This window comes from Microbacterium sp. GCM10027623, from assembly GCF_042666935.1.
Taxonomy (GTDB): Bacteria; Actinomycetota; Actinomycetes; order Actinomycetales; family Microbacteriaceae; genus Microbacterium.
Genome location: NZ_JBHTHE010000001.1, coordinates 20,803 through 39,958, shown reverse-complemented (window position 1 = coordinate 39,958; position 19,156 = coordinate 20,803). Strand labels below are relative to the sequence as shown.

General features: G+C 69.6%; 18 protein-coding genes. 16 read left to right on the top strand and 2 right to left on the bottom strand.

Annotation, left to right across the window (positions count from 1 at the left end):
* The first annotated feature begins 148 nt into the window (after positions 1-148).
* The 5 genes from ACFQY2_RS00180 to ACFQY2_RS00160 all read left to right on the top strand — a co-directional run bounded on the left by ACFQY2_RS00180 (position 149) and on the right by ACFQY2_RS00160 (position 6,038).
* A complete protein-coding gene (locus ACFQY2_RS00180; RefSeq protein ID WP_378743564.1) occupies positions 149-2,107 on the top strand; it encodes a DUF2264 domain-containing protein in 1,959 nt (652 codons plus the stop codon).
* A gap of 61 nt (positions 2,108-2,168) precedes the next feature.
* Positions 2,169-3,443: an ABC transporter substrate-binding protein gene (locus ACFQY2_RS00175; RefSeq protein ID WP_378743563.1), complete on the top strand. Its 1,275-nt coding sequence runs from the start codon at positions 2,169-2,171 to the stop codon at positions 3,441-3,443.
* 68 nt (positions 3,444-3,511) lie between these two features.
* Positions 3,512-4,438, top strand: coding sequence for a carbohydrate ABC transporter permease (locus ACFQY2_RS00170; RefSeq protein ID WP_378743562.1), 927 nt, complete (start codon positions 3,512-3,514; stop codon positions 4,436-4,438).
* A complete protein-coding gene (locus ACFQY2_RS00165; RefSeq protein ID WP_378743561.1) occupies positions 4,438-5,352 on the top strand; it encodes a carbohydrate ABC transporter permease in 915 nt (304 codons plus the stop codon). The genes ACFQY2_RS00170 and ACFQY2_RS00165 overlap by 1 nt, the downstream gene beginning before the upstream one ends.
* Entirely contained in the window at positions 5,352-6,038 is a 687-nt protein-coding gene (locus ACFQY2_RS00160; RefSeq protein ID WP_378743560.1) for a DUF624 domain-containing protein, read from the top strand. Before ACFQY2_RS00165 ends, ACFQY2_RS00160 begins: the two co-directional genes overlap by 1 nt.
* Before the next feature lie 94 nt (positions 6,039-6,132).
* On the opposite strand, the gene ACFQY2_RS00155 is transcribed toward ACFQY2_RS00160, so the two are convergent.
* Complete coding sequence (locus tag ACFQY2_RS00155; RefSeq protein ID WP_378743559.1) at positions 6,133-7,149, bottom strand: hydroxyacid dehydrogenase; 1,017 nt, start codon at positions 7,147-7,149, stop codon at positions 6,133-6,135.
* 129 nt (positions 7,150-7,278) lie between these two features.
* Between ACFQY2_RS00155 and ACFQY2_RS00150 the strand changes: the two genes are divergently transcribed.
* The 7 genes from ACFQY2_RS00150 (at position 7,279) to ACFQY2_RS00120 (ending at position 13,822) form a co-directional block, all read left to right on the top strand.
* Complete coding sequence (locus tag ACFQY2_RS00150; RefSeq protein ID WP_378743558.1) at positions 7,279-9,177, top strand: hypothetical protein; 1,899 nt, start codon at positions 7,279-7,281, stop codon at positions 9,175-9,177.
* Complete coding sequence (locus tag ACFQY2_RS00145; protein WP_378743557.1) at positions 9,174-10,274, top strand: substrate-binding domain-containing protein; 1,101 nt, start codon at positions 9,174-9,176, stop codon at positions 10,272-10,274. Before ACFQY2_RS00150 ends, ACFQY2_RS00145 begins: the two co-directional genes overlap by 4 nt.
* A gap of 67 nt (positions 10,275-10,341) precedes the next feature.
* Positions 10,342-12,051 carry an MDR family MFS transporter gene (locus ACFQY2_RS00140; RefSeq protein WP_378744990.1) on the top strand — a complete coding sequence of 570 codons (1,710 nt, stop codon included), beginning with the start codon at positions 10,342-10,344 and terminating at the stop codon, positions 12,049-12,051.
* 1 nt (position 12,052) lies between these two features.
* The gene (locus ACFQY2_RS00135; RefSeq protein WP_378743556.1) at positions 12,053-12,490 is read left to right on the top strand and encodes a MarR family winged helix-turn-helix transcriptional regulator; all 438 of its coding nucleotides are present in this window, start codon (positions 12,053-12,055) and stop codon (positions 12,488-12,490) included.
* Positions 12,491-12,554: 64 nt separating this feature from the next.
* A complete protein-coding gene (locus ACFQY2_RS00130; protein WP_378743555.1) occupies positions 12,555-13,034 on the top strand; it encodes a MarR family winged helix-turn-helix transcriptional regulator in 480 nt (159 codons plus the stop codon).
* A gap of 45 nt (positions 13,035-13,079) precedes the next feature.
* A complete protein-coding gene (locus ACFQY2_RS00125) occupies positions 13,080-13,448 on the top strand; it encodes a YidH family protein (protein WP_378743554.1) in 369 nt (122 codons plus the stop codon).
* A complete protein-coding gene (locus ACFQY2_RS00120; RefSeq protein ID WP_378743553.1) occupies positions 13,445-13,822 on the top strand; it encodes a DUF202 domain-containing protein in 378 nt (125 codons plus the stop codon). Before ACFQY2_RS00125 ends, ACFQY2_RS00120 begins: the two co-directional genes overlap by 4 nt.
* 88 nt (positions 13,823-13,910) lie before the next feature.
* Here the strand turns inward: ACFQY2_RS00120 and ACFQY2_RS00115 are convergent, their stop codons facing one another.
* Positions 13,911-14,864: a formylglycine-generating enzyme family protein gene (locus ACFQY2_RS00115; protein ID WP_378743552.1), complete on the bottom strand. Its 954-nt coding sequence runs from the start codon at positions 14,862-14,864 to the stop codon at positions 13,911-13,913.
* A gap of 241 nt (positions 14,865-15,105) precedes the next feature.
* On the opposite strand from ACFQY2_RS00115, the gene ACFQY2_RS00110 reads away from it, so the two are divergent.
* The 4 genes from ACFQY2_RS00110 to ACFQY2_RS00095 are packed head-to-tail and all read left to right on the top strand — an operon-like array spanning position 15,106 to position 19,096.
* Complete coding sequence (locus tag ACFQY2_RS00110) at positions 15,106-16,260, top strand: Gfo/Idh/MocA family protein (protein ID WP_378743551.1); 1,155 nt, start codon at positions 15,106-15,108, stop codon at positions 16,258-16,260.
* A complete protein-coding gene (locus tag ACFQY2_RS00105; protein ID WP_378743550.1) occupies positions 16,257-17,426 on the top strand; it encodes a dihydrodipicolinate synthase family protein in 1,170 nt (389 codons plus the stop codon). The genes ACFQY2_RS00110 and ACFQY2_RS00105 overlap by 4 nt, the downstream gene beginning before the upstream one ends.
* Complete coding sequence (locus ACFQY2_RS00100) at positions 17,423-18,304, top strand: sugar phosphate isomerase/epimerase family protein (protein ID WP_378743549.1); 882 nt, start codon at positions 17,423-17,425, stop codon at positions 18,302-18,304. Before ACFQY2_RS00105 ends, ACFQY2_RS00100 begins: the two co-directional genes overlap by 4 nt.
* A 39-nt stretch (positions 18,305-18,343) precedes the next feature.
* Positions 18,344-19,096 (top strand): sugar phosphate isomerase/epimerase family protein, encoded by a 753-nt coding sequence (locus tag ACFQY2_RS00095; protein WP_378743548.1) that lies wholly within the window; start codon positions 18,344-18,346, stop codon positions 19,094-19,096.
* The last annotated feature ends 60 nt before the right edge of the window (positions 19,097-19,156 follow it).

Below are 19,156 nucleotides of genomic sequence, written 5' to 3'. Positions count from 1 at the left end.
TTACCGGAAAACCCCCATCCGATCGGGACGAACGAACAAAACCGTTCACAATAGAACGCAAATCTTCTTGATGTGAACAATTTGCGTTGCTAATCTCCTGAATCAGTCACCGTCGCCGGCGACCCGATCACAGCTCGAAGGAGAACCCGTGACCCGTTCCTCGCATCCCTCGCCGCGCAGCCCTCTGCGGGCGCAGTCGCGTGAGGCGCTGGTCGCGTTCGCCGATCGGATGCTGAGCGGCGCCGCCGCCTGGGCCTCCCCGGGATTCGCGCGCATCACCCCACCGGGCGCACCGGGGGGATACGGCGCCGCCGTCGACGGGCTGGAGGGCTTCGCGCGCACCTTCCTGCTCGCGGGATTCCGCATCGTCGGGGCCCGCGGCGAGGGCGTGGGGCAGCTCATCCACGACTACTCCCGGGGAATCGCCGCCGGCGTCGACCCCGCATCCGAAGAACGCTGGGTGCGTCTGGACGAGCATCCCCAGGCCAAGGTCGAGGCGGCGTCGATCGCCCTCATCCTGGACATGACGCGCCCGTGGATCTGGGACCGACTCGACGACCTCACCCAGCAACGCGTGATCGAGTACCTCTCACCGGCGGTCGGCGACGACAGCTACCCGCGGAACAACTGGGTGTGGTTCCGGATCGTCGTGCAGACGTTCCTGCGCTCGGTCGGCGGGCCGTGGTCGGCCGACGACATCGCCGCCGATCTGGCCCGGCACGACTCCTTCGCGCGCGAGAACGGGTGGCTCTCGGACGGCGACGATCGCAACTACGACCACTACGTCGGCTGGGCGCTGCACCTGTATCCGGTGCTGTGGTCGCGCATGCAGGGGGCCGCAGAGATCGCCGCGGACCGGTTCGCGGATGACGTGGCCGCCCTGGACCGCTACCTGCAGGACGCCGTGCACCTGGTCGGAGCCGATGGATCCCCGCTCATCCAGGGTCGCAGTCTGATCTATCGGTTCGCGGCAGCCGCGCCCTTCTGGGTCGGCGCGCTGGCCGAGGTCCCCTCCACGGATCTCGGCACGCTGCGTCGCACGGCGATGGGGATCGTCGCGCACTTCGACGAGCACGGCGCCCCCGATCAGGACGACCTGCTGACCATGGGATGGCACGACCGGTGGCGGCGCCTGGCGCAGAGCTACTCCGGTCCCTCCTCGCCGTACTGGGCCGCGAAGGGAATGCTCGGAGTGGCACTGCCCGCAGACCATCCGGTGTGGAGCGCGCCGGAGCCGGGACCCGTCGTCGACGACCTGCGCGCCGTCGCATCACCGGGATGGATCGTGTCGGGCACGGCATCCGACGGCATCGTCCGCGTGACCAACCACGGTACCGACCACTCGCTTCCGGATGCGCTGGTCGGAGACTCGCCGCTGTATGCGCGGCTGGGGTACTCCACGGCCGTGGCGCCCCTGCTGAACGGCGACGCCTGGGCCGAGCCGCTGGAGCAGTCCGTCGCCCTGGTGGACGCCGCGGGTCGTGCCTCCCACCGCGCCGGGCTCACCCTGCTCGACGTGCGCGTCGAGGGCGAGGTCGCTGCGGCCGGCTCCACCAGCCGGGTGCACTGGGTCGATCCTGCCCAGATCCAGACGCGGCACGGAGCAGGAATCACCGGGGACACCACCGTCGGCGGACGGATCACGACATGGTCGCTGGTCCGCGGCGCCTGGGAGGTGCGGATCGTCCGCGTCGAGTCTCTGGAGGGCTCCGGCGCGCTCGTGCCCGCCGACAGCCCCGTGCGCCTGCGCGTCGGTGGCTGGGCAGTGGCCGGCGAGCTCGGACAGGTCGAGACCTCCGCGTCCGCGGAAGCCGCCTCCGCGCGCCTCGGGGCCCTCACCAGCGTCGTCGTCCCGCTCACCCCCGGCCTGAGCTGCGGCATCGAGCGCCGGACGGATGCCAGCCCGCTCGGCCCCGACGCCGCCGTGCCCGTCGTCGTCGCCGTCCCGCACGAGGGCGACGTGCTCGCGGTGGCCGTGCTGCTCAGCGCCACCGACGAGCACGCGGCATCCGCTCCCACCCTGGGGCTGGACGCCGACGACGCTCACGTCGTGTGGCCGGACGGGCGGCGCACCACCAGCCGGCTCGCACCGTCCGCGGGCGCCTGACCTCCGATCCGACCGAACCTCACCAGCGGACCCACCGCGATCACGAAGGAGCATGAACAGCATGAACAGAAAGATCCTGGCCGCCGGCAGCATCGCCGCTGTCGCCGCACTCGCACTGACCGGCTGCAGCGGCGGGAGCGACACGCCGGCGGAGCCGTCCGGCCCGGTGTCGCTGACGCTCTCGGGCTGGAGCCTCGACACGACGCCCGAGTTCCAGGCGCTGGCCGACGCGTTCCACGAGAAGAACTCCGACATCACCGTCACGTTCAAGGAGTACGACCCGACCGAGTACAACACCCTCGTCACCGCCGACCTCGCCGCCGGCTCAGGCCCTGACATCATCACCCAGAAAGAGGTCAAGTACCTGACCACGTTCCAGGAGGGCGGCCAGCTCCTCGACGTCTCCGACGTGAAGCTGCCCGACGGCATCGGGGGCGCGGACTCGTACAAGGTCGACGGCACGGCCTACGCGGTGCCGTACCGTCAGGACTCCTGGGTGCTCTATTACAACAAGGTCCTGTTCGACGCCGCCGGCGTGGACTACCCCGACGGCTCGTGGACGTGGGACGACTACGACGCGGCGGCCGAGAAGCTCAGCGACGGCGCGGTCAAGGGCAGCTACATGCACCGCTGGCAGTCGGTCGTGCAGGGCTTCGCCAACGCGCAGAGCGACGTCAGCGTGCTCGACGGAGACTTCGGGCACCTGAAGGCCTACTACGACCGCGTGTTGAAGCTGCAGGACGACGGGGCGCAGGTCGACTTCAACACCTCCAGCGCGAACCAGCTCACCTACCAGGGCGAGTTCGGCAAGCAGAAGGCGGCCATGATGCCCATGGGCAGCTGGTACACCGCCACGTTGATCGCTCAGCAGGCGACCGGTGAAGCCGATGCCTTCGAGTGGGGCATCGCCCCGGCGCCGCAGCTGGACGCGTCCACCACCGGCACCGACGGCACTCCCGTCACCTTCGGCGACCCGACAGGGTTCGGCATCAACGCCGCGCTGGACGGCGACAAGGCCGCGGCGGCGAAGAAGTTCCTCGAGTTCGCCGCGAGCGAGGACGCGGCGCAGGTGCTCGCCGCCATCGGCATCACCCCCGCTCTGACCAGTGACGCCGTCACCGAGACGTACTTCGGCGTCGAGGGTGCGCCCACCGACGAGCTGTCCACCTTCGCGTGGTCGACCCACAAGGTCCTCCCCGAGAACCCGACGTCCGCCAAGACCGCGGCGATCCAGGGCATCCTGGGCGACATGCACACGGCGATCATGTCCGGCTCCACCGGCGTCGACGACGCCATCAAGGAGGCGCAGGACCGCGTCGCCAACGAGGTCGGCTGACCCGCCGTCCGGGGTCGGCCCGCGAGGGCCGGCCCCTTCCCTCCACCGCACCACCCGAGAGAACCCTCATGACAGCCACACTCACGCCGGATGCCGTGAAGACGCCGCCGCCCAGACGCCGGTCTGCGCTTCGCCGTCGGAACACGCTGATCGGCTGGACGTTCATCCTGCCGAACTTCGCCGGGTTCGCGGCGTTCACGCTCGTGCCCGTCGTGATCCTCTTCTACATGGCGTTCACCAACTGGAACATCTTCGGCAAGGCCGACTGGGTCGGACTGGCCAACTTCCAGCGACTGCTCGGCGACGGCAGCTTCCGCAACGCGTTCTGGAACACCATCTACTACTCGGTGATGCACATCCCGCTCACCATCGTCGTCTCGCTGGGGCTCGCGCTGCTGCTGAACAACAAGCTGCGCGGGGTGGCCTTCTTCCGCACCGCCGCGTTCTTCCCGTACATCACCTCGATCGTCGCGATCGCGGTGGTCTGGAACCTGCTCTTCAGCCCCGACTACGGCCCCATCAACGCGATGCTGCGTTTCATCGGCATCGAGAACCCTCCCGGCTGGCTCACCGCGAAGGACTGGGCGATGCCTGCCGTGGTGATTGTCAGCACGTGGCGCGACATGGGTTACTACATGATCCTGTTCCTCGCGGGCCTGCAGACGGTGCCGCGAGAACTGCACGAGGCCGCCCGCGTGGACGGCGCGAACGTCTGGCAGCGCTTCGTCAACGTGACGCTGCCGTGCCTGCGGCCGACCATGTTCTTCGTCACCGTGATGCTGACCATCAATTCGCTGAAGGTCTTCGACCTGATCCTCGTGATGACCGACGGCGGTCCCGGTCAGGCGACGATGGTGCTCTCGCAGTTCATCTACCGCAAGGGATTCGAGGAGTCGCAGTTCGGCTACGCGTCAGCGGCGGCAGTGGCTCTGTTCTTCCTGTGCATCATCGTCACCATCGGTCAGTTCCTCTGGAACAAGAGGAGGAGCGTCTGATGACTCAGACCCAGCTCATGGTCGCCGGCGAGCGGAAGCTGCGCAGGCTCTCGGATCCGGCACCGCAGCGCCGGGCGGGCGAGTCCCGCGCCGGTCGACGCATCGGCCGGATCGTCGGCTACGCCGCCCTGGGCGTCTTCGCCATCGGCCTGCTCGCGCCGTTCGCCTGGATGCTGCTCAGCTCGCTGAAGAACGCCAACGAGGTGTTCTCGGTGCCGGTGGTGTGGTGGCCCGAGGTGTTCGTGTGGCAGAACTACACCGACATCTGGGCCAAGGCCGACATGTTGACCTGGATCCGCAACACGCTGCTGCTGGCGGTCGTGGTCACCTTCCTCCAGGTGCTGACCGGGTCCTTCGCGGCGTACGGCTTCTCCCGCATCCGCTTTCCCGGTCGTGACGTGCTCTTCCTCGCCTACATCGGCACCATCGCGGTGCCCTGGCAGTCGTACATGATCCCGCAGTTCATCCTGCTCTCCAACCTCAAGGTCTCCAACACCCTCTGGGCGATCATCCTCATCCAGGCGTTCGGCGCCTTCGGCGTCTTCCTGATGAAGCAGTACTACGAGACCATTCCGGAGGAGCTCAGCGAGGCCGCCCGCCTGGATGGACTCAGCGAGTACGGGATCTGGCGGCGGATCATGGTGCCGCTGTCCGTGCCCGCGATCGCGAGCCTGACGCTGCTGACGTTCGTCAACACCTGGAACGACTATCTCGGACCGCTGATCTACCTGCGCAACCCGGATCTCTGGACGATCCAGCTCGGCCTGAAGAGCTTCGTGTCGAACCTGTTCGACACGAACTACGCCCTGCTGTTCGCCGGCCTGTGCATATCGGTCGTCCCGATCGCGATCATCTTCATGCTCGGTCAGAAGTACTTCGTCGAGGGAATCGCCACCAGCGGGATGAAGGGCTGATGGTGACGCGCGTCGCGCACGACACCTGGGCATCGATCCTGGGGGTGCTCTACCTGGGGCTGATGGTGAACCTGCTCGCGCTCGTGGCGGCCGGTCCGCTGGTGGTGCTGCTGATCACGACCGATCCTGCGCACTCCTGGCCGTTGCTGGCCGTGGCCGCGCCGCTCGCCGTTCCCGCCCTGACGGCGGCTTTCGGCACGTTCCGGGCGCACGGCGAGGGCGAGACCCAAGTGGTGCGCGCCTTCGTGCGCGTATGGCGGCGGACACTGCGCGGCTCAGTGCTGCTCGGTGTCATCGTCGTGGGATCCGCGGTCGTGCTGCTGGTCGACGTGCGTGCGCTGTCGGACACCGCGGCCTCGGTGGTGATCGTCCCGGTGCTGCTGCTCCTGGTCGTGCTGGCGGCGATCACCGGTCTGCTGGGTGCCGTGGCTCTGGCCGAAGTGCCGACCGCCCGGCTGCGCGACGTGCTGCGCTCGAGCCTGTACCTGGGGGTGCGCCGGTGGTACTTCCAGGCGCTGTCACTGGCCGTGCTCGGTGTGCAGATCGGCGTCTTCGCGACCATGCCCGCCGTCGCGATCGGTATCACCGCCGCCCCGGCGCTGTACGTCGTCTGGGCCAACGGGCGCTACTGCCTGCGCCCGGTGCTCGAGGGGCCGACGCGCGGCGAGAAACCACATCCTGCATGAGACGCACGTCCACGCGGGGTTTCTCACGCCGGAAGTGGTTTCTCGCGGGGGATGTGGTGGCGCGGTGGCCACCGGGGCGGCGTGCGCGTCCGGCTCAGGCGCTGCGACCCAGCGAGGCGGCGTCCATCGGATGGTGCAGCGGTGAGCCGGACGCGTACGCCTCGAGCTCGTCCAGCGCGGAATCGGTCAGCCGCCGCGTCTCGGTGCCCAGCGAGCCGGCCAGGTGCGGCGTGATGGCGACGTTGGGAAGCTCGAGCAGCGGCGAGGACGACGGCAGCGGCTCGGGGTCGGTGACGTCGAGCACCGCATCCAGGCGACCTGCGCGGCATTCGGCGAGCAGGGCGTCGTGGTCCAGCAGTGCGCCGCGCGCCGTGTTGATCACGGTGGCGCCGTCGGGCAGGGCGGCCAGCTCAGCGGCGCCGATCATGCGGTGCGTGGACGGCAGCGCCGGGGCGTGCAGTGAGAGCACGGCGACGCGGGGGAGCATCTCCGCCAGTGGCACCAGCTCCGCCCCGGCCGCCGCCACCTCGGTCGCGTCGGCGAACGGATCGGCGACCAGCACGCGCAGGCCGGTGAACGGGCGCAGCAGATCCACGACGCGCCGCCCGATGCGGGAGAAGCCCACGATGCCCACCGTGCGGTCGAGGTTCCCGAGCGCGTGTGCGCGGAGGTTGCCGCCCCACAGCTCCTGCCCCAGTGACGGTGTGCGCATCTGCACGAGCGCACGCTTGCCGGCCAGCAGGATCGCCGCGAGCGTGAACTCGGCGACGGGCACGGCATTGGCCTCCGCTGCCGTGGTGATGCGGATGCGACGGTCCCAGAAGTCCGCGGACACGTGGTGGCGGATGCTGCCGGCGGCATGGAACACGGCGCGCAGGCGCGGCATCCGGTCCAGAAGCGGTGCCTCGAAGCGCGGCGCGCCCCAGGACGTCACCAGCACCTCGGTCTCGGCGAGCAGATCGTCCAGAGCCGGATCGGCGAGGTCGGCGATGTGCATCGGCGTGCGCACGTCGGCCAGGTCGGCGAATCGCCGGCGGCGCGCGTCGTCGAAGAGCAGTTCGAATGCCTCGGTCGACATGACCGCGTGGGCCCGGGGGCGGGATGGGGGCATCGGTGTCTCCGTCGAGATTCATGGTGCAGACCGCTTGCGTGATGCGGTCATCCCAGTGAAGACTGATCATCCATTCATTCGCAACCCAATCGAAGCATAAAACGCTTACTCGAACATAAAGGTTCAACCATGGCGACAGGCGCGCTCATCCGTCGAGGGGCGCTGAACGACGTGTGGGCACGCCACGACGATGCGAATGCCGTCGTGTCGTTCCCGACCGCGGCAGATCGCCCCTTCTGGAGCGGGATGGATCCGCGCACGCGCGAGGCGCTCCTCGCCAAGGCCGATGCGCTTCACCGCACGCCCTGGCCGCAGCCGCTTCTCTCGGACTGGGCGGCCTATGCCCGCACGGGCGACCGGTCGGCTTACGAGCGGGCGCTGTTCCTGCGCAACCGTCGCACGCGCCTGGCCGTGATCGCGGCGGCGCTGGACCCGTCGGAGGATCGACTTCGCGACGCCGCGGACGGACTCTGGCTCAAGGTGGAGCAGAGCACCTGGTGCTGGCCCGCGCACGACGACGTCTTCTCGCGGGGAATGCGGGTTCCCGACGGGCGGCATCCATTCGTCGACCTCGGCGCCGGTGAGGACGCCGCGCTCGTGGCCTGGGCCGCTCTGCTGCTCGGCGGAGAGCTGGAGCACGTCGCGGCCGGGCTGCGCGAACGCCTGGCTGCGGAGACTCGCGAGCGCGTGCTGGAGCCGTTCGTCGGCCGCGCCTGGCACTGGGAGGGCACCGAGGATCATGTCCACAACTGGGCGCCGTGGATCCACGGGAATCTGCTTCCCGCCGCGATCGCCTTCGCCGAGCCCACGCTGCGCGCACGGGTCATCACCCGGTGCGTCGACGGGCTGGACCGGTACCTCGCACAGCTCCCCGCCGACGGCGCGATCGACGAGGGCTTCGCGTACTGGTGGCAGGGCGCCGGGCGGGCGTTCGACGCCCTGGCTCTACTGGACGAGGCGGCCGGTGGTGCCGTGACGACCGCCGTTCGCGAGGGTGCGCTGCAGGGACTGGCGGAGCTCGCGCGATTTCCGCAGCGGATGCAGGTGGGACGGGGCTGGTTCGCGAGCTTCTCCGATGCCGAGGCACGGGCGGATGCCGGCATCCCCTGGCATGTGCTGCACCGGGCGGCGAGCCTGTGCGCGCTTCCCGACACGGCCGTGTTCGCCCGCGCCGAGCAGGGCGATCGCGTGCTGTGCGGGCTCGATGACGGCGTGCACGCCGGTCTCGGACGCATGCTCGCCGAGCTGCGTGACATCCGATCCGGTGCACTGACCGACGCCGCGCCGACTTCCTCGGCCCACGCGCACTCGCGCGACGTCTTCCTGCCCTCGCTCGGCGTCGGGCTCCGCGAGCGGGCCGGCCTCGGGGTCGTGGTCAAGAGCGGACACAACGGCGAGAACCACAACCACAACGACCTGGGCTCCATCGCGGTCGCCGTGGACGGCGTGCCCCTGCTGCCCGACCTCGGTCGCGCGACGTATCGGGCGGAGACCTTCTCGGAGCGCCGCTACGAGCTCTGGAACATGCGCAGCGACTGGCACTCCACGCCTCTGCCGCGCGGTGCCGTGCAGCTGCCAGGGGCGCAGTGGCGCTGCGAGGCGACGGTCATCGACGACGGATGGGTGCTCGACCTGACGGCCGCCTACCCGGGCGGCGACCGCTGGCGGCGCACCGTGCAGGTGACGGATGCCGGCATCAGCGTCCTGGACGAGTCCGCCGCCCTCGCCGATCCCGCGACGCGGATCGTGCTGGTCTGCGCGGGCGTTCCGGTCCGTCAGGAGGACGGCGCCGTGCTCGTTCCGGGCAGGCACGGGTCGCGCGGACTCCTGCTCAGGTACGATCCGGCCGAGGTCGCGTTCGAGACCGTCGAGGTCGACGATCCGTACCTGCAGCGTTCCTGGGGTGATCAGGTGACTCGGATGCTGTTCGCCCCGGCGTCCGCCTCGCGCGGACCGGCGTCCGCCTCGCGCGGAGATGCGACGTCGCGCAGCGAGGAGAAATGGGAACTGAGGGGAGAGGCGACATGACGGATGCCGACAACCGCCCGGTGTTCGGGATCGCGCGCCGCGAGCGGATCATGGACCAGTTGCGCACAGCGGGCGCGGTGCGCGTGGCGGACCTGGCGCGGGAGTTCGCCGTCTCGGAGCTGACGGTCCGGCGCGACATCGGCGAGCTCGCCGATCGGGGGCTGGTGACGCGCGTGCACGGCGGAGCGACGCTGCGGAGCCGGCTGGACACCACGGTCGCGCCGCGCGCTTCCGCGGCAGGTCCGCGGTATCGCGTGGGCATGGTGGTGCCCTCGCTGAGCTACTACTGGCCCCAGATCGTGATCGGCGCGCGGGCCGCGGCGACCGAGCTCGGGGTGCAGCTGGTGCTGCGCGGAGCGAGCTACGAGCCCGCCGATCAGCGCCGGCAGATCAGCTCACTCATCGACTCCGGCGGTTTCCACGGCCTGATCGTGGCGCCCGAGAACCAGGGGCCGGACGGGCACGCCCTGTTGAGCTGGCTCGAGCAGCTTCCGGTTCCCGCGGTGCTCGTCGAGCGGCAGGCGCCGTCCTCCCTCGCGCTCACCCGACTGGAATGGGTGACCACCGACCACGTCTTCGGCGGCTACCAGGCGGCGTCGCACCTGGCCGCGCTGGGGCACCGGGCGGTCGGCCTGCTCACCTCCTCGCAGTCGCCGACCTCGGGGCAGTTGCGGCGGGGCTGGGGGAGGGCCGTCGAGGAGCTGGGGCTGGTGCAGACCGTCGACCTGAACGCGTCGCTGGACACCCTCGAGGGTGCCGAGCGCGCGGAGTTCATCGATCGGATGCTCGATCAGCTGCGCAGCACGAACACGTCGGCGATGCTGATCCACTCCGATCCGCAGGCGCTGCTGGTGCAGCAGCAGGCGATCGATCGCGGGTGGTCGCTCCCCGAGGAGCTGTCGATCATCGCGTACGACGACGAGGTCGCGGAGAACGGAGCCCCGCCCATCACGGCGCTGCGTCCGCCGAAGCAGCATGTGGGACGCCGTGCGGTGGAGATGATGCTCGCGCGATTGGTGGAGGGGTCGGCTCGCCCTGTCGAGCGCATCCAGATGGTGCCGGTGCTGCATCCGCGGGAGTCGACCGCGGCGATGTGATGCCGGGGAATAGTTGATCGACGGCAATGGTTGAGGAACATCAACTAATGCTGTATCGTTGACGAAGATCAACCATTATCTGCAGGAGAGCCCGCTTTTGAACTCCACCACATCCTCCGCGCCTGAGGCCGTGCGCTCGGCGCGCGAAGTCTTCACCGCGATCTCCGGCCTCATCGTCGGCATGTTCGTCGCCGTGCTCTCGGGCACGGTCGTCTCGACCTCGCTGCCGGTCATCATCGCCGACCTCGGGGGAACCCAGGCGCAGTACACCTGGGTCATCACCGCCAGCCTTCTGGCGACCGCCGTCACCACCCCGATCTGGGGCAAGCTCGCCGACCTCGTCGACCGCAAGGTGCTCGTTCAGCTGTCGCTGATCCTGTTCACCGTCGGCACCGTCATCGCCGGCTTCTCCACCGACACCAACATGCTCATCGCGGTGCGCGTGATCCAGGGCGTCGGCGTCGGCGGACTCATGTCCCTCGTCATGGTCGCCGTGGCGCTGATCATCTCACCGCGCGAGCGCGGCAAGTACATGGGCGTCGTCGGCGGCATCATGGCCCTCGCCACGATCGGCGGCCCGCTGCTCGGCGGCTTCATCACGGACGTGCTGGGCTGGCGCGCCAACTTCTTCGTCGGCGTCCCCTTCGCCGTCGTCGCACTCATCCTGCTGCAGGTCACGCTGCATCTGCCCAAGCCGCAGAACGTGAAGGTGTCGATCGACTACTTCGGCACCGTGCTGCTGATGGTCGGCGTCTCGGGTCTGCTGATCTGGGTGTCCATGGGCGGCAGCCAGTTCGAGTGGGACTCCGTCACCAGTTACGCGCTCGGCATCGGCTCGGCCGTCGCCATCGTGGCGTTCGTGATCGTCGAGATGCTCGTCAAGGAGCCGATCATCCCGATGACGCTGTTCCGCAACCGCACCTTCACCCTGTCGGTGCTGGCCTCGATCGCCATCGGCGTCTCGATGTTCGCCACCTCGGTGTTCCTCGCCCAATACTTCCAGCTCGCCCGCGGGGCGACGCCGACCGAGTCCGGTCTGATGACCATCCCGATGATCATCGGGCAGATGGGTGCGTCGATCATCATCGGCCAGCTGGTCAGCCGCTTCGGCAAGTGGAAGAGCTGGATGATGCTGGGCTCCGTTCTCACCGTCATCGGCGTGACGATGATGGCGACGCTGCGCTACGACACCCCGTTCCCGCTCGTGGCGACCTACATGTTCGTGCTCGGCGCAGGCCTCGGCATGGTCATGCAGAACCTCACTCTGATCGTGCAGAACGACACCCCGCCGCAGCAGCTGGGCGCGGCGTCCTCCGGCGTCAACTTCTTCCGCACGATCGCCGGCACCATCGGTGTGACCATCATGGGGTCGATCCTCGCGACCAACGTCGCCGCCTACATCAAGGACGGACTCGGCACGTTCGTCCCGAAGTCGCCCGATGAGATCGACGCACTCAAGCACCTGGCCACCGGCGATGTGCCGAACATGAGCGGTCTGCCGGACAGCATCCGCACGGTCGTCGAGTCGTCGTACGGGCACGGCATCGCCGACGCCTTCCTGATCGCCGTCCCGCTGGCCGTCATCGGCGTGATCGCGATCGCCTTCATCCGGAACAAGCCGCTGTCCACGAAGAACTCCGCCGAGCAGCTGCGCGAGCAGGCGGAGGAGTCCGCGATGGACGTCGCCGGGGCCGAGGTGGGTGCTGTCACCGGCAGCATCCGCGTCGTCACGGAGAACGACGGTCGCGGGCGCGACGTGCAGGAGCCGGTGCGCTGACATGAACGCCGACACCATCGACGATGAGCTCGCGGATTTCCAGGGGCACCTGAACCTGATCTTCGCGCGAGCGCGGACGATGTGGCGCGAGTCCGCGGCGCGGGTGCACCCCGAGCTGCAGCCCGCCGGCTACAAGCTGCTCGCGTTCATCTCGCGGACGGGCGCCACCAGTGCTCATCAGCTGGCGGAGCGATTCGAGATGGACAAGTCGACGGTCAGCAGACAGATCAGGATGCTGGAGGACTTCGGGCTCCTCGAATCGCGTCCCGACGAGCACGACGGCCGGCTGCGGGTGCTCACCGCGACACCGGTGGCCGCCAGCGCCCTCGCCGTGCTGCACAACGAGCATGCCGAGCGCATGCGGACCGTGCTCGCGGGCCTCACGCCCGAGGAGGTGAAGGCCGCGTCGAAGGCCTTCCGCCTGCTCGCCGAGGTCTGACGCGGTGACGGCCTGAAGGTCCGCTGTCGATCCGGCAGTGGACCTTCGCCGTACACTGACGGCTATGACAGCATTGCCCGGTGAGTCCGACGCCTCCGCTTCGGATGGACTCGCCGGACCGCAGCTCGACGACGCGATCGCCCGGGTCGAGCGCGAACTCGGCCGCCTGTTCGCCCGTATTCGCGTCAGCTGGCGCGAGGCGGCGGCGACCGTGCACCCGGATCTGCAGCCGCTGGGGTACCAGGTGCTCGTGGCCGTCCTCGGCGGTGAGGCGACCACCGCGGGGGCGATCATGGAGCGCCTGCAGACCGACAAGTCGGCGGTGAGCCGCCAGGTGCGCCAGCTGACCGAGCTGGGCCTGGTCGACAGCATCCCGGACGCCGAGGACCGTCGGGCCCGGCGGCTGGTGGCCACCGATCTCGCGAAGGAACGGGTGGGGATCGCCCGCGCCGCCTACCACGGCCGGATCGGCGAGCGGCTGCGCGCCTGGTCGCCCGCCGACCTCGATCACTTCGCCGACCTGCTGAATGCGCTCGGACGCTGAGCCGGCGCGATCGGGAGTCGGTGGGGGCGCTTGTAGGCTGAACGCGTGACGCAGACGCCCGACCGCCGATTCCCCCGCGCGGTATTCCGTCATGGCAGCGAGCCCGACGTGCGCTTCTCGCTCGCCAACGAGCGCACCTTCCTGGCGTGGACCCGCACCGCGCTGGCTCTCATCGCGGGCGGGGTGGCGCTGGAGGCGCTCGCACTGGACATGTACGCTCCGCTGCGACTGGCCGCCTCGCTGGTGCTGATCATCACCGGCATCCTGCTGCCGGTCGTCGCCTGGGCCGAATGGGGTCTCGTCGAGCGGGCGATGCGACTGGGGCGTCCTCTGCCGCATCCGCCGACCGGCATCATCCTCGGCCTCTCCGTCGTGGCCTCGGGCGTGCTGGTCCTGCTCGCCATACTGCGATGAGTGGGTCCGGCGGGGTCGGTCCGGGGGCGGACGCGGCCGCGTACAGGCCGTTCGACGCCGGGCTGCAGCTGGAGCGGACCTCCCTCTCGTGGCGCCGCACGGCGCTCTCGCTCGCCGTCGGTTCACTGGTCTCGCTGCGTCTGCTGCCCGAGTGGCTGGGCGCCGGGGCGTGGGTCGTGCCCGGGATCGTCGGCCTGCTGGGTGCGTCCGTGCTGTGGGCGGTGTCGCGCCGCAGGCATCACGCGTTCATGGCGCGGGTGCGACGCGGCGAGGAGCCGCGCGCCGGTGGGGCGATGACGATCGCTGTGATCGCGGCGGGTGTCGCGGGGACCGGACTGCTCGGGCTGATCGTCGTGCTCGTCACTGCGCCCTGACGCGCCGCCTCGGTCCTGATGCCGGAGCGTCGCCGGCCGGCGTCATCCGTCGGGTCGGAGGCCACCGCTGGTCAGAGTTCCGTGCGACTCAGAGCCCGACGGTGCGGAACCCGGCATTGCCCATCGACGAGTCGGGCGTGTTCTGCGAGCGTGCGGAGTTGCGGTAGCGATTGCAGTGGGAGATGTGGCACAGGTAGCTGCCACCGCGGAGGACGCGCGACTGCCCGCGCTCCGGACCTGTCGGCATCGAGTCCGGGGAGGCGCCGTAGTAGCCCGGGTCGAACCAGTCGGACGCCCATTCCCACACATTGCCGACCATCTGCCACAGCCCGTAGCCGTTCGGTGCGAACGAGCGGGCGGGTGCGGTGGTCAACCAGCCGTCCTCGAGCGTGTTCGAGGCGGGGAACACGCCCTGCCAGATGTTGGCCCGCCAACCCCCGTCGTCGATCTCCTCGTCGCCCCACGGGTACTTCCGCTGCTCCAGTCCGCCCCGCGCGGCGTACTCCCACTCGGCCTCGGTGGGAAGGCGTCGACCGGCCCACACGCAGTACGCCTGCGCGTCGTTCCAGCTGACGTGCACGACGGGATGATCGCCGAGGCCCTCGATGCTCGAGAGGGGCCCGCCGGGGCGGCGCCAGTCCGCGCCGCGTACCCCGACCCACCAGGGCGTCTGCGGAGGGCGACCGAGCAGGTCCTCCTCGTCGGCGGCGACGGCGAGATGGAACACGGCGGAGAATCCGAACACCTCGGCCTCGGTGCGGTATCCGGTGGCGTCGACGAAGCGCGCGAAGTCGTCGTTGGTCACGCTGGTCGTGTCGATGGAGAACGCGTCGAGCGACACACGATGCTGAGGAAGCTCGCCATCGCCGGGATTGCGGTCGCCGGAGGAGTCACCCATCGTGAAGGTCCCCGCGGGGATGAGCGCCTGGGGGATGCCGTGCTGCGCCGGGGCATCGACCGGGTCTGCCCCGCGACGCAGCGTGACCGCACCGAACACCGCGCGGGACGGCGAGGAACAGCCGCACGAGCATTCATCGGCCATTGTCGTCCTTCCCCGCCGCGACGGATCGGCGGCACATCTCCTGGGAGCCTATCGCTCGCGCTGCCCCGACCCGGGTCACGTCGCCCGCTTGACCTGGCTCACGTCGCCGACCCACAGGGTGCGCTCGGACGCTGAGCCCGGGACGCTTGCGCTCCACGCTGGGACCTGATCTAATATGGGAAAGCGCTTACCGCTCCGAGGTGCGCGACGGCTTCTCAACAGAACGACAGAACGGAACAGCATGGCGAACGTGCGCGAGATCGGCATCATCATGAACGGCGTCTCCGGGCGCATGGGCTACCGGCAGCACCTGGTGCGTTCGATCCTCGCGATCCGCGATCAGGGCGGCATCGAGCTCTCCGACGGCTCGAAGGTGACCGTCAAGCCGATCCTGGTGGGCCGCAGCGCGGAGAAGCTCGCCGAGCTCGCAGCCCTGCACGGCATCGACGACTACACGACCGACCTGGACGCCGCGCTCGCCGACCCGCAGTCGGAGATCTACGCCGACTTCCTGGTGACCAAGGCCCGCGCCAGCGCCATCCGCAAGGCCATCGCCGCAGGCAAGGCGATCTACACCGAGAAGCCGACCGCCGAGTCGCTGGAGGAGGCGCTCGAGCTCGCGGCGCTGGCGAAGAACGCCGGCGTGAAGACCGGCGTCGTGCACGACAAGCTGTATCTCCCCGGTCTGCAGAAGCTCAAGCGCCTGATCGACTCCGGGTTCTTCGGCCGTATCCTCTCCGTGCGCGGGGAGTTCGGCTACTGGGTGTTCGAGGGCGACTGGCAGCCCGCCCAGCGTCCGAGCTGGAACTACCGCACCGAGGACGGCGGCGGCATCATCACCGACATGTTCCCGCATTGGAACTACGTGCTGGAGAACCTGTTCGGCGAGGTCAAGAGCGTGTACGCGCAGGCCGCCGTGCACATCGCCGACCGCTGGGACGAGAAGGGCGAGCACTACGACGCCACCGCCGAGGATGCCGCCTACGGCATCTTCGAGCTCGAGGGCGGCATCATCGCCGAGATCAACTCCTCCTGGACCGTGCGCGTGAACCGCGACGAGCTCGTCGAGTTCCAGGTCGACGGCACGCATGGCTCGGCCGTCGTCGGTCTGTTCGGCGCCAAGATCCAGCCGCGCAACGCCACCCCCAAGCCGGTGTGGAACCCCGACCTCGAGGACACCCACGACTACGACGCCGACTGGCAGGACGTGCCCACCAACGACGTGTTCCTGAACGGCTTCCGCCAGCAGTGGGAGGAGTACCTGGAGTCGTACGTGCTCGGCACCGATTACGCCTTCGATCTGCTGGCCGGCGCCCGCGGTGTGCAGTTCGCCGAGGCCGGGCTCGCCTCCAGCGCCGAGGGGCGAAAGATCGCCATCGACAGGCTGTCGCTGTGACCACGCTGCGCCTGCTCTCGACCGCCGGGGCCCTGTCGGATGCCGAGCTGAACGACTCCGGCGTCTACGCCCGGCCGACCTCCCCGCTGCGGTCCCGCGTGGCCTACGCCGCCGCGCATGTCGTGCCCGTGGTCTGGGGCGACAACACCCCGGGCCGGCCCGCCGACATCGACTGGGACTCGACCCTCGCCTTCCGCCGCAACGTATACTCCTGGGGGCTGGGAGTGGCGGATGCCATGGACACCGCTCAGCGGAACATGGGCCTGGACGCCGCGGCCACCCGCGAACTCATCTCCCGCAGCGCCGACGTCGCCCGCGAGGAGGGCGGATCCGTCGTCGTGGGCGTCAACACCGACCACGTCGATGAGACGCACATCACGCTCGCGCGGGTGATCGACGCGTACAAGGAGCAGCTGCACTTCGCCGAGGAGCAGGGTGCGGGGCCGGTGCTGATGGCATCCCGACACCTCGCCCGCGTCGCGAGAGGAGCCGACGACTACCGACGCGTGTACCGCGAGGTGCTGCAGTCGGCGACCGTTCCGGTCGTGCTGCACTGGCTGGGCACCGCGTTCGACCCGGAGCTGGACGGCTACTTCGGGGCGACGGACTGGCAGACGGCATCGGCGGTGCTGCTCGACATCATCGCGGAGAACCCCGGCAAGGTCGCGGGGGTGAAGATGAGCCTGCTGAACGCCGAGAGCGAGATCTCGGTGCGCGAACGGCTGCCTGAAGACGTGCGGATGTTCACCGGCGACGACTTCAACTACGTCTCGCTGATCGGCGACTCCGGGGTCGGCGCTCGCACCTACTCGGACGCACTACTCGGCGCGTTCGCGGCGATCACGCCCGTGGCATCCGCCGCGATCCAGGCGCTGGATGCCGGAGACCACGCCGCCTACCGGCGCATCCTCGGACCGACCGAGGAGCTGAGCCGCCAGGTCTTCGCCGCGCCCACGTTCTACTACAAGACCGGCGTCGCGTTCCTGGCCTGGTTGAACGGCCACCAGCCCGCGTTCCAGATGGTCGGCGGGCTGCACTCCGCGCGCAGCCTGCCGCATCTTTCCCGGATCGTCGAGCTGGCCAACGCCTCGCTCGCCCTGGAGGACCCCGAGCTCGCGCGTGAGCGGTGGCACGGGATGCTGCGACTGAACGGACTCGACGCATGACCCTTCGAGAGGCTCAGGGACCGGACACGCGCCTGTCCATCAACCAGGCGACGATCAAGTACGCCGACCTCGCGACCGCGCTGAAGGTCACTGCGGACGCCGGTGTGCAGTCGATCGGCCTGTGGCGCGAGCCGGTGAACGAGGTCGGTCTCGACGTCGCCGCGCGGATGCTCGCCGATTCCGGTCTGCGCTTCTCCTCGCACTGCCGCGGCGGCTTCTTCACCCTGCCCGTCGGACCGGAGCGCGACGCCGCCCTGGACGAGAACCGCCGGGCCATCGAGGAGACCGCGACGCTGGCCGCCGCGGGCGCCGAGGGCTCCGCCGCCGTGCTCGTGCTCGTCGCCGGTGGTCTGCCCGCAGGGTCGCGCGATCTCATCGGCGCCCGTGAGCGCGTCCGCGACGCCGTCGGCGCACTGGCCGACGACGCGAAGGCGGCCGGCGTGACACTCGCGCTGGAACCCCTGCATCCGATGTACGCGTCGGACCGCGCCGTCGTCTCGACGCTGGGGCAGGCGCTCGACATCGCCGCCGACTTCGACGCCCAGGTCGTGGGCGCCGCCGTCGACACCTTCCACATCTGGTGGGACCCGCAGGTGCTCGAGCAGATCGCCCGTGCCGGCCGCGAGGGGCGCATCGCCACCTATCAGGTGTGCGATTGGAAGACGCCGCTTGCCGAGGACGTGCTGCTGAGCAGGCACTACATGGACGAGGGCGTCATCGATTTCGGCTCGCTCACGCGTGCGGTGATCGAGACAGGCTATGACCGAGACATCGAGGTCGAGCTCTTCAACGCCGAGATCTGGGCCGATGATCCGGCGCACGTCGTGGCGCGCACCGTGGAGTCCTTCGGCACCGCGGTCTCGCCGCACCTCCGCTGAGAGCGGGGCTGCAGGCGATGAGGCGGGCAGGATGAGGGGATGATCATGCGACCAGGACTCTGCTCGGTGACGTTCCGTCAGCTCACGCCCGCGCAGATCGTCGCGCGCGCCGCGGACGCCCGGCTCGAGGTCATCGAGTGGGGCGGCGACGTGCACGTGCCTCCCGGAGATCCGGAGCACGCCGCGCAGGTCGCCAGGGCGACGACGGATGCCGGTCTCTCGGTCTGCTCGTACGGCTCCTACTTCCGCGCCGGGGCGGACGAAGCGCTCACCCCGATCCTCGACAGCGCGCAGGCGCTCGGCACGGATCGAGTGCGGATCTGGGCCGGCCGCGTCGATTCCGCCGATGCGACCCCGCAGCAGTACGCACAGGTCGTCGGCCGGCTGCGGGATGCCGCCGACGAGGCGTCCGAGCGGGGCATCGGTCTGGCCCTGGAGTATCACCGCGGCACCGTCGCCGACACTCCCGACGCCACCCTGCGTCTGCTCGCCGACGTTGCCAGCCCGGTGCTGTCGACGTACTGGCAGCCCTCGGTCGGCGCGGAGGACGCCTCCGCGCTCGCCGACTACGACGCGCTCGCCGCGCAGACCAGCGCCGTGCACGTCTTCTCATGGTGGCCGCGCACGGAACGGCTGCGACTGCGCGAGCGCGCCGAGATGTGGAAGGCGCTGTTCGCGGCGGCATCCGCTGCCTCGCACCCGCCGCGCGACGCTCTGCTGGAGTTCGTGCCAGGGGATGACCCCGACCTGCTGACCGCCGAAGCCGCGACGCTGCGTGGCTGGCTCGCCTGATGGCTCTGCGACCCGGACGCGGCCGTGAATCACGACCCGGACCGGCCCGAAGACATCGAT

What these genes read in the sequence shown, in the direction of transcription:
- ACFQY2_RS00155 (WP_378743559.1), bottom strand. Translation starts at nt 7,149, where the DNA reads ATGCCCCCATCCCGCCCCCGGGCCCACGCGGTCATGTCGACCGAGGCA.
- ACFQY2_RS00145 (WP_378743557.1), top strand. Translation starts at nt 9,174, where the DNA reads ATGACGGATGCCGACAACCGCCCGGTGTTCGGGATCGCGCGCCGCGAG.
- ACFQY2_RS00130 (WP_378743555.1), top strand. Translation starts at nt 12,555, where the DNA reads ATGACAGCATTGCCCGGTGAGTCCGACGCCTCCGCTTCGGATGGACTC.
- ACFQY2_RS00100 (WP_378743549.1), top strand. Translation starts at nt 17,423, where the DNA reads ATGACCCTTCGAGAGGCTCAGGGACCGGACACGCGCCTGTCCATCAAC.
- ACFQY2_RS00120 (WP_378743553.1), top strand. Translation starts at nt 13,445, where the DNA reads ATGAGTGGGTCCGGCGGGGTCGGTCCGGGGGCGGACGCGGCCGCGTAC.
- ACFQY2_RS00165 (WP_378743561.1), top strand. Translation starts at nt 4,438, where the DNA reads ATGACTCAGACCCAGCTCATGGTCGCCGGCGAGCGGAAGCTGCGCAGG.
- ACFQY2_RS00170 (WP_378743562.1), top strand. Translation starts at nt 3,512, where the DNA reads ATGACAGCCACACTCACGCCGGATGCCGTGAAGACGCCGCCGCCCAGA.
- ACFQY2_RS00160 (WP_378743560.1), top strand. Translation starts at nt 5,352, where the DNA reads ATGGTGACGCGCGTCGCGCACGACACCTGGGCATCGATCCTGGGGGTG.
- ACFQY2_RS00175 (WP_378743563.1), top strand. Translation starts at nt 2,169, where the DNA reads ATGAACAGAAAGATCCTGGCCGCCGGCAGCATCGCCGCTGTCGCCGCA.
- ACFQY2_RS00110 (WP_378743551.1), top strand. Translation starts at nt 15,106, where the DNA reads ATGGCGAACGTGCGCGAGATCGGCATCATCATGAACGGCGTCTCCGGG.
- ACFQY2_RS00115 (WP_378743552.1), bottom strand. Translation starts at nt 14,864, where the DNA reads ATGGCCGATGAATGCTCGTGCGGCTGTTCCTCGCCGTCCCGCGCGGTG.
- ACFQY2_RS00150 (WP_378743558.1), top strand. Translation starts at nt 7,279, where the DNA reads ATGGCGACAGGCGCGCTCATCCGTCGAGGGGCGCTGAACGACGTGTGG.
- ACFQY2_RS00095 (WP_378743548.1), top strand. Translation starts at nt 18,344, where the DNA reads ATGATCATGCGACCAGGACTCTGCTCGGTGACGTTCCGTCAGCTCACG.
- ACFQY2_RS00135 (WP_378743556.1), top strand. Translation starts at nt 12,053, where the DNA reads ATGAACGCCGACACCATCGACGATGAGCTCGCGGATTTCCAGGGGCAC.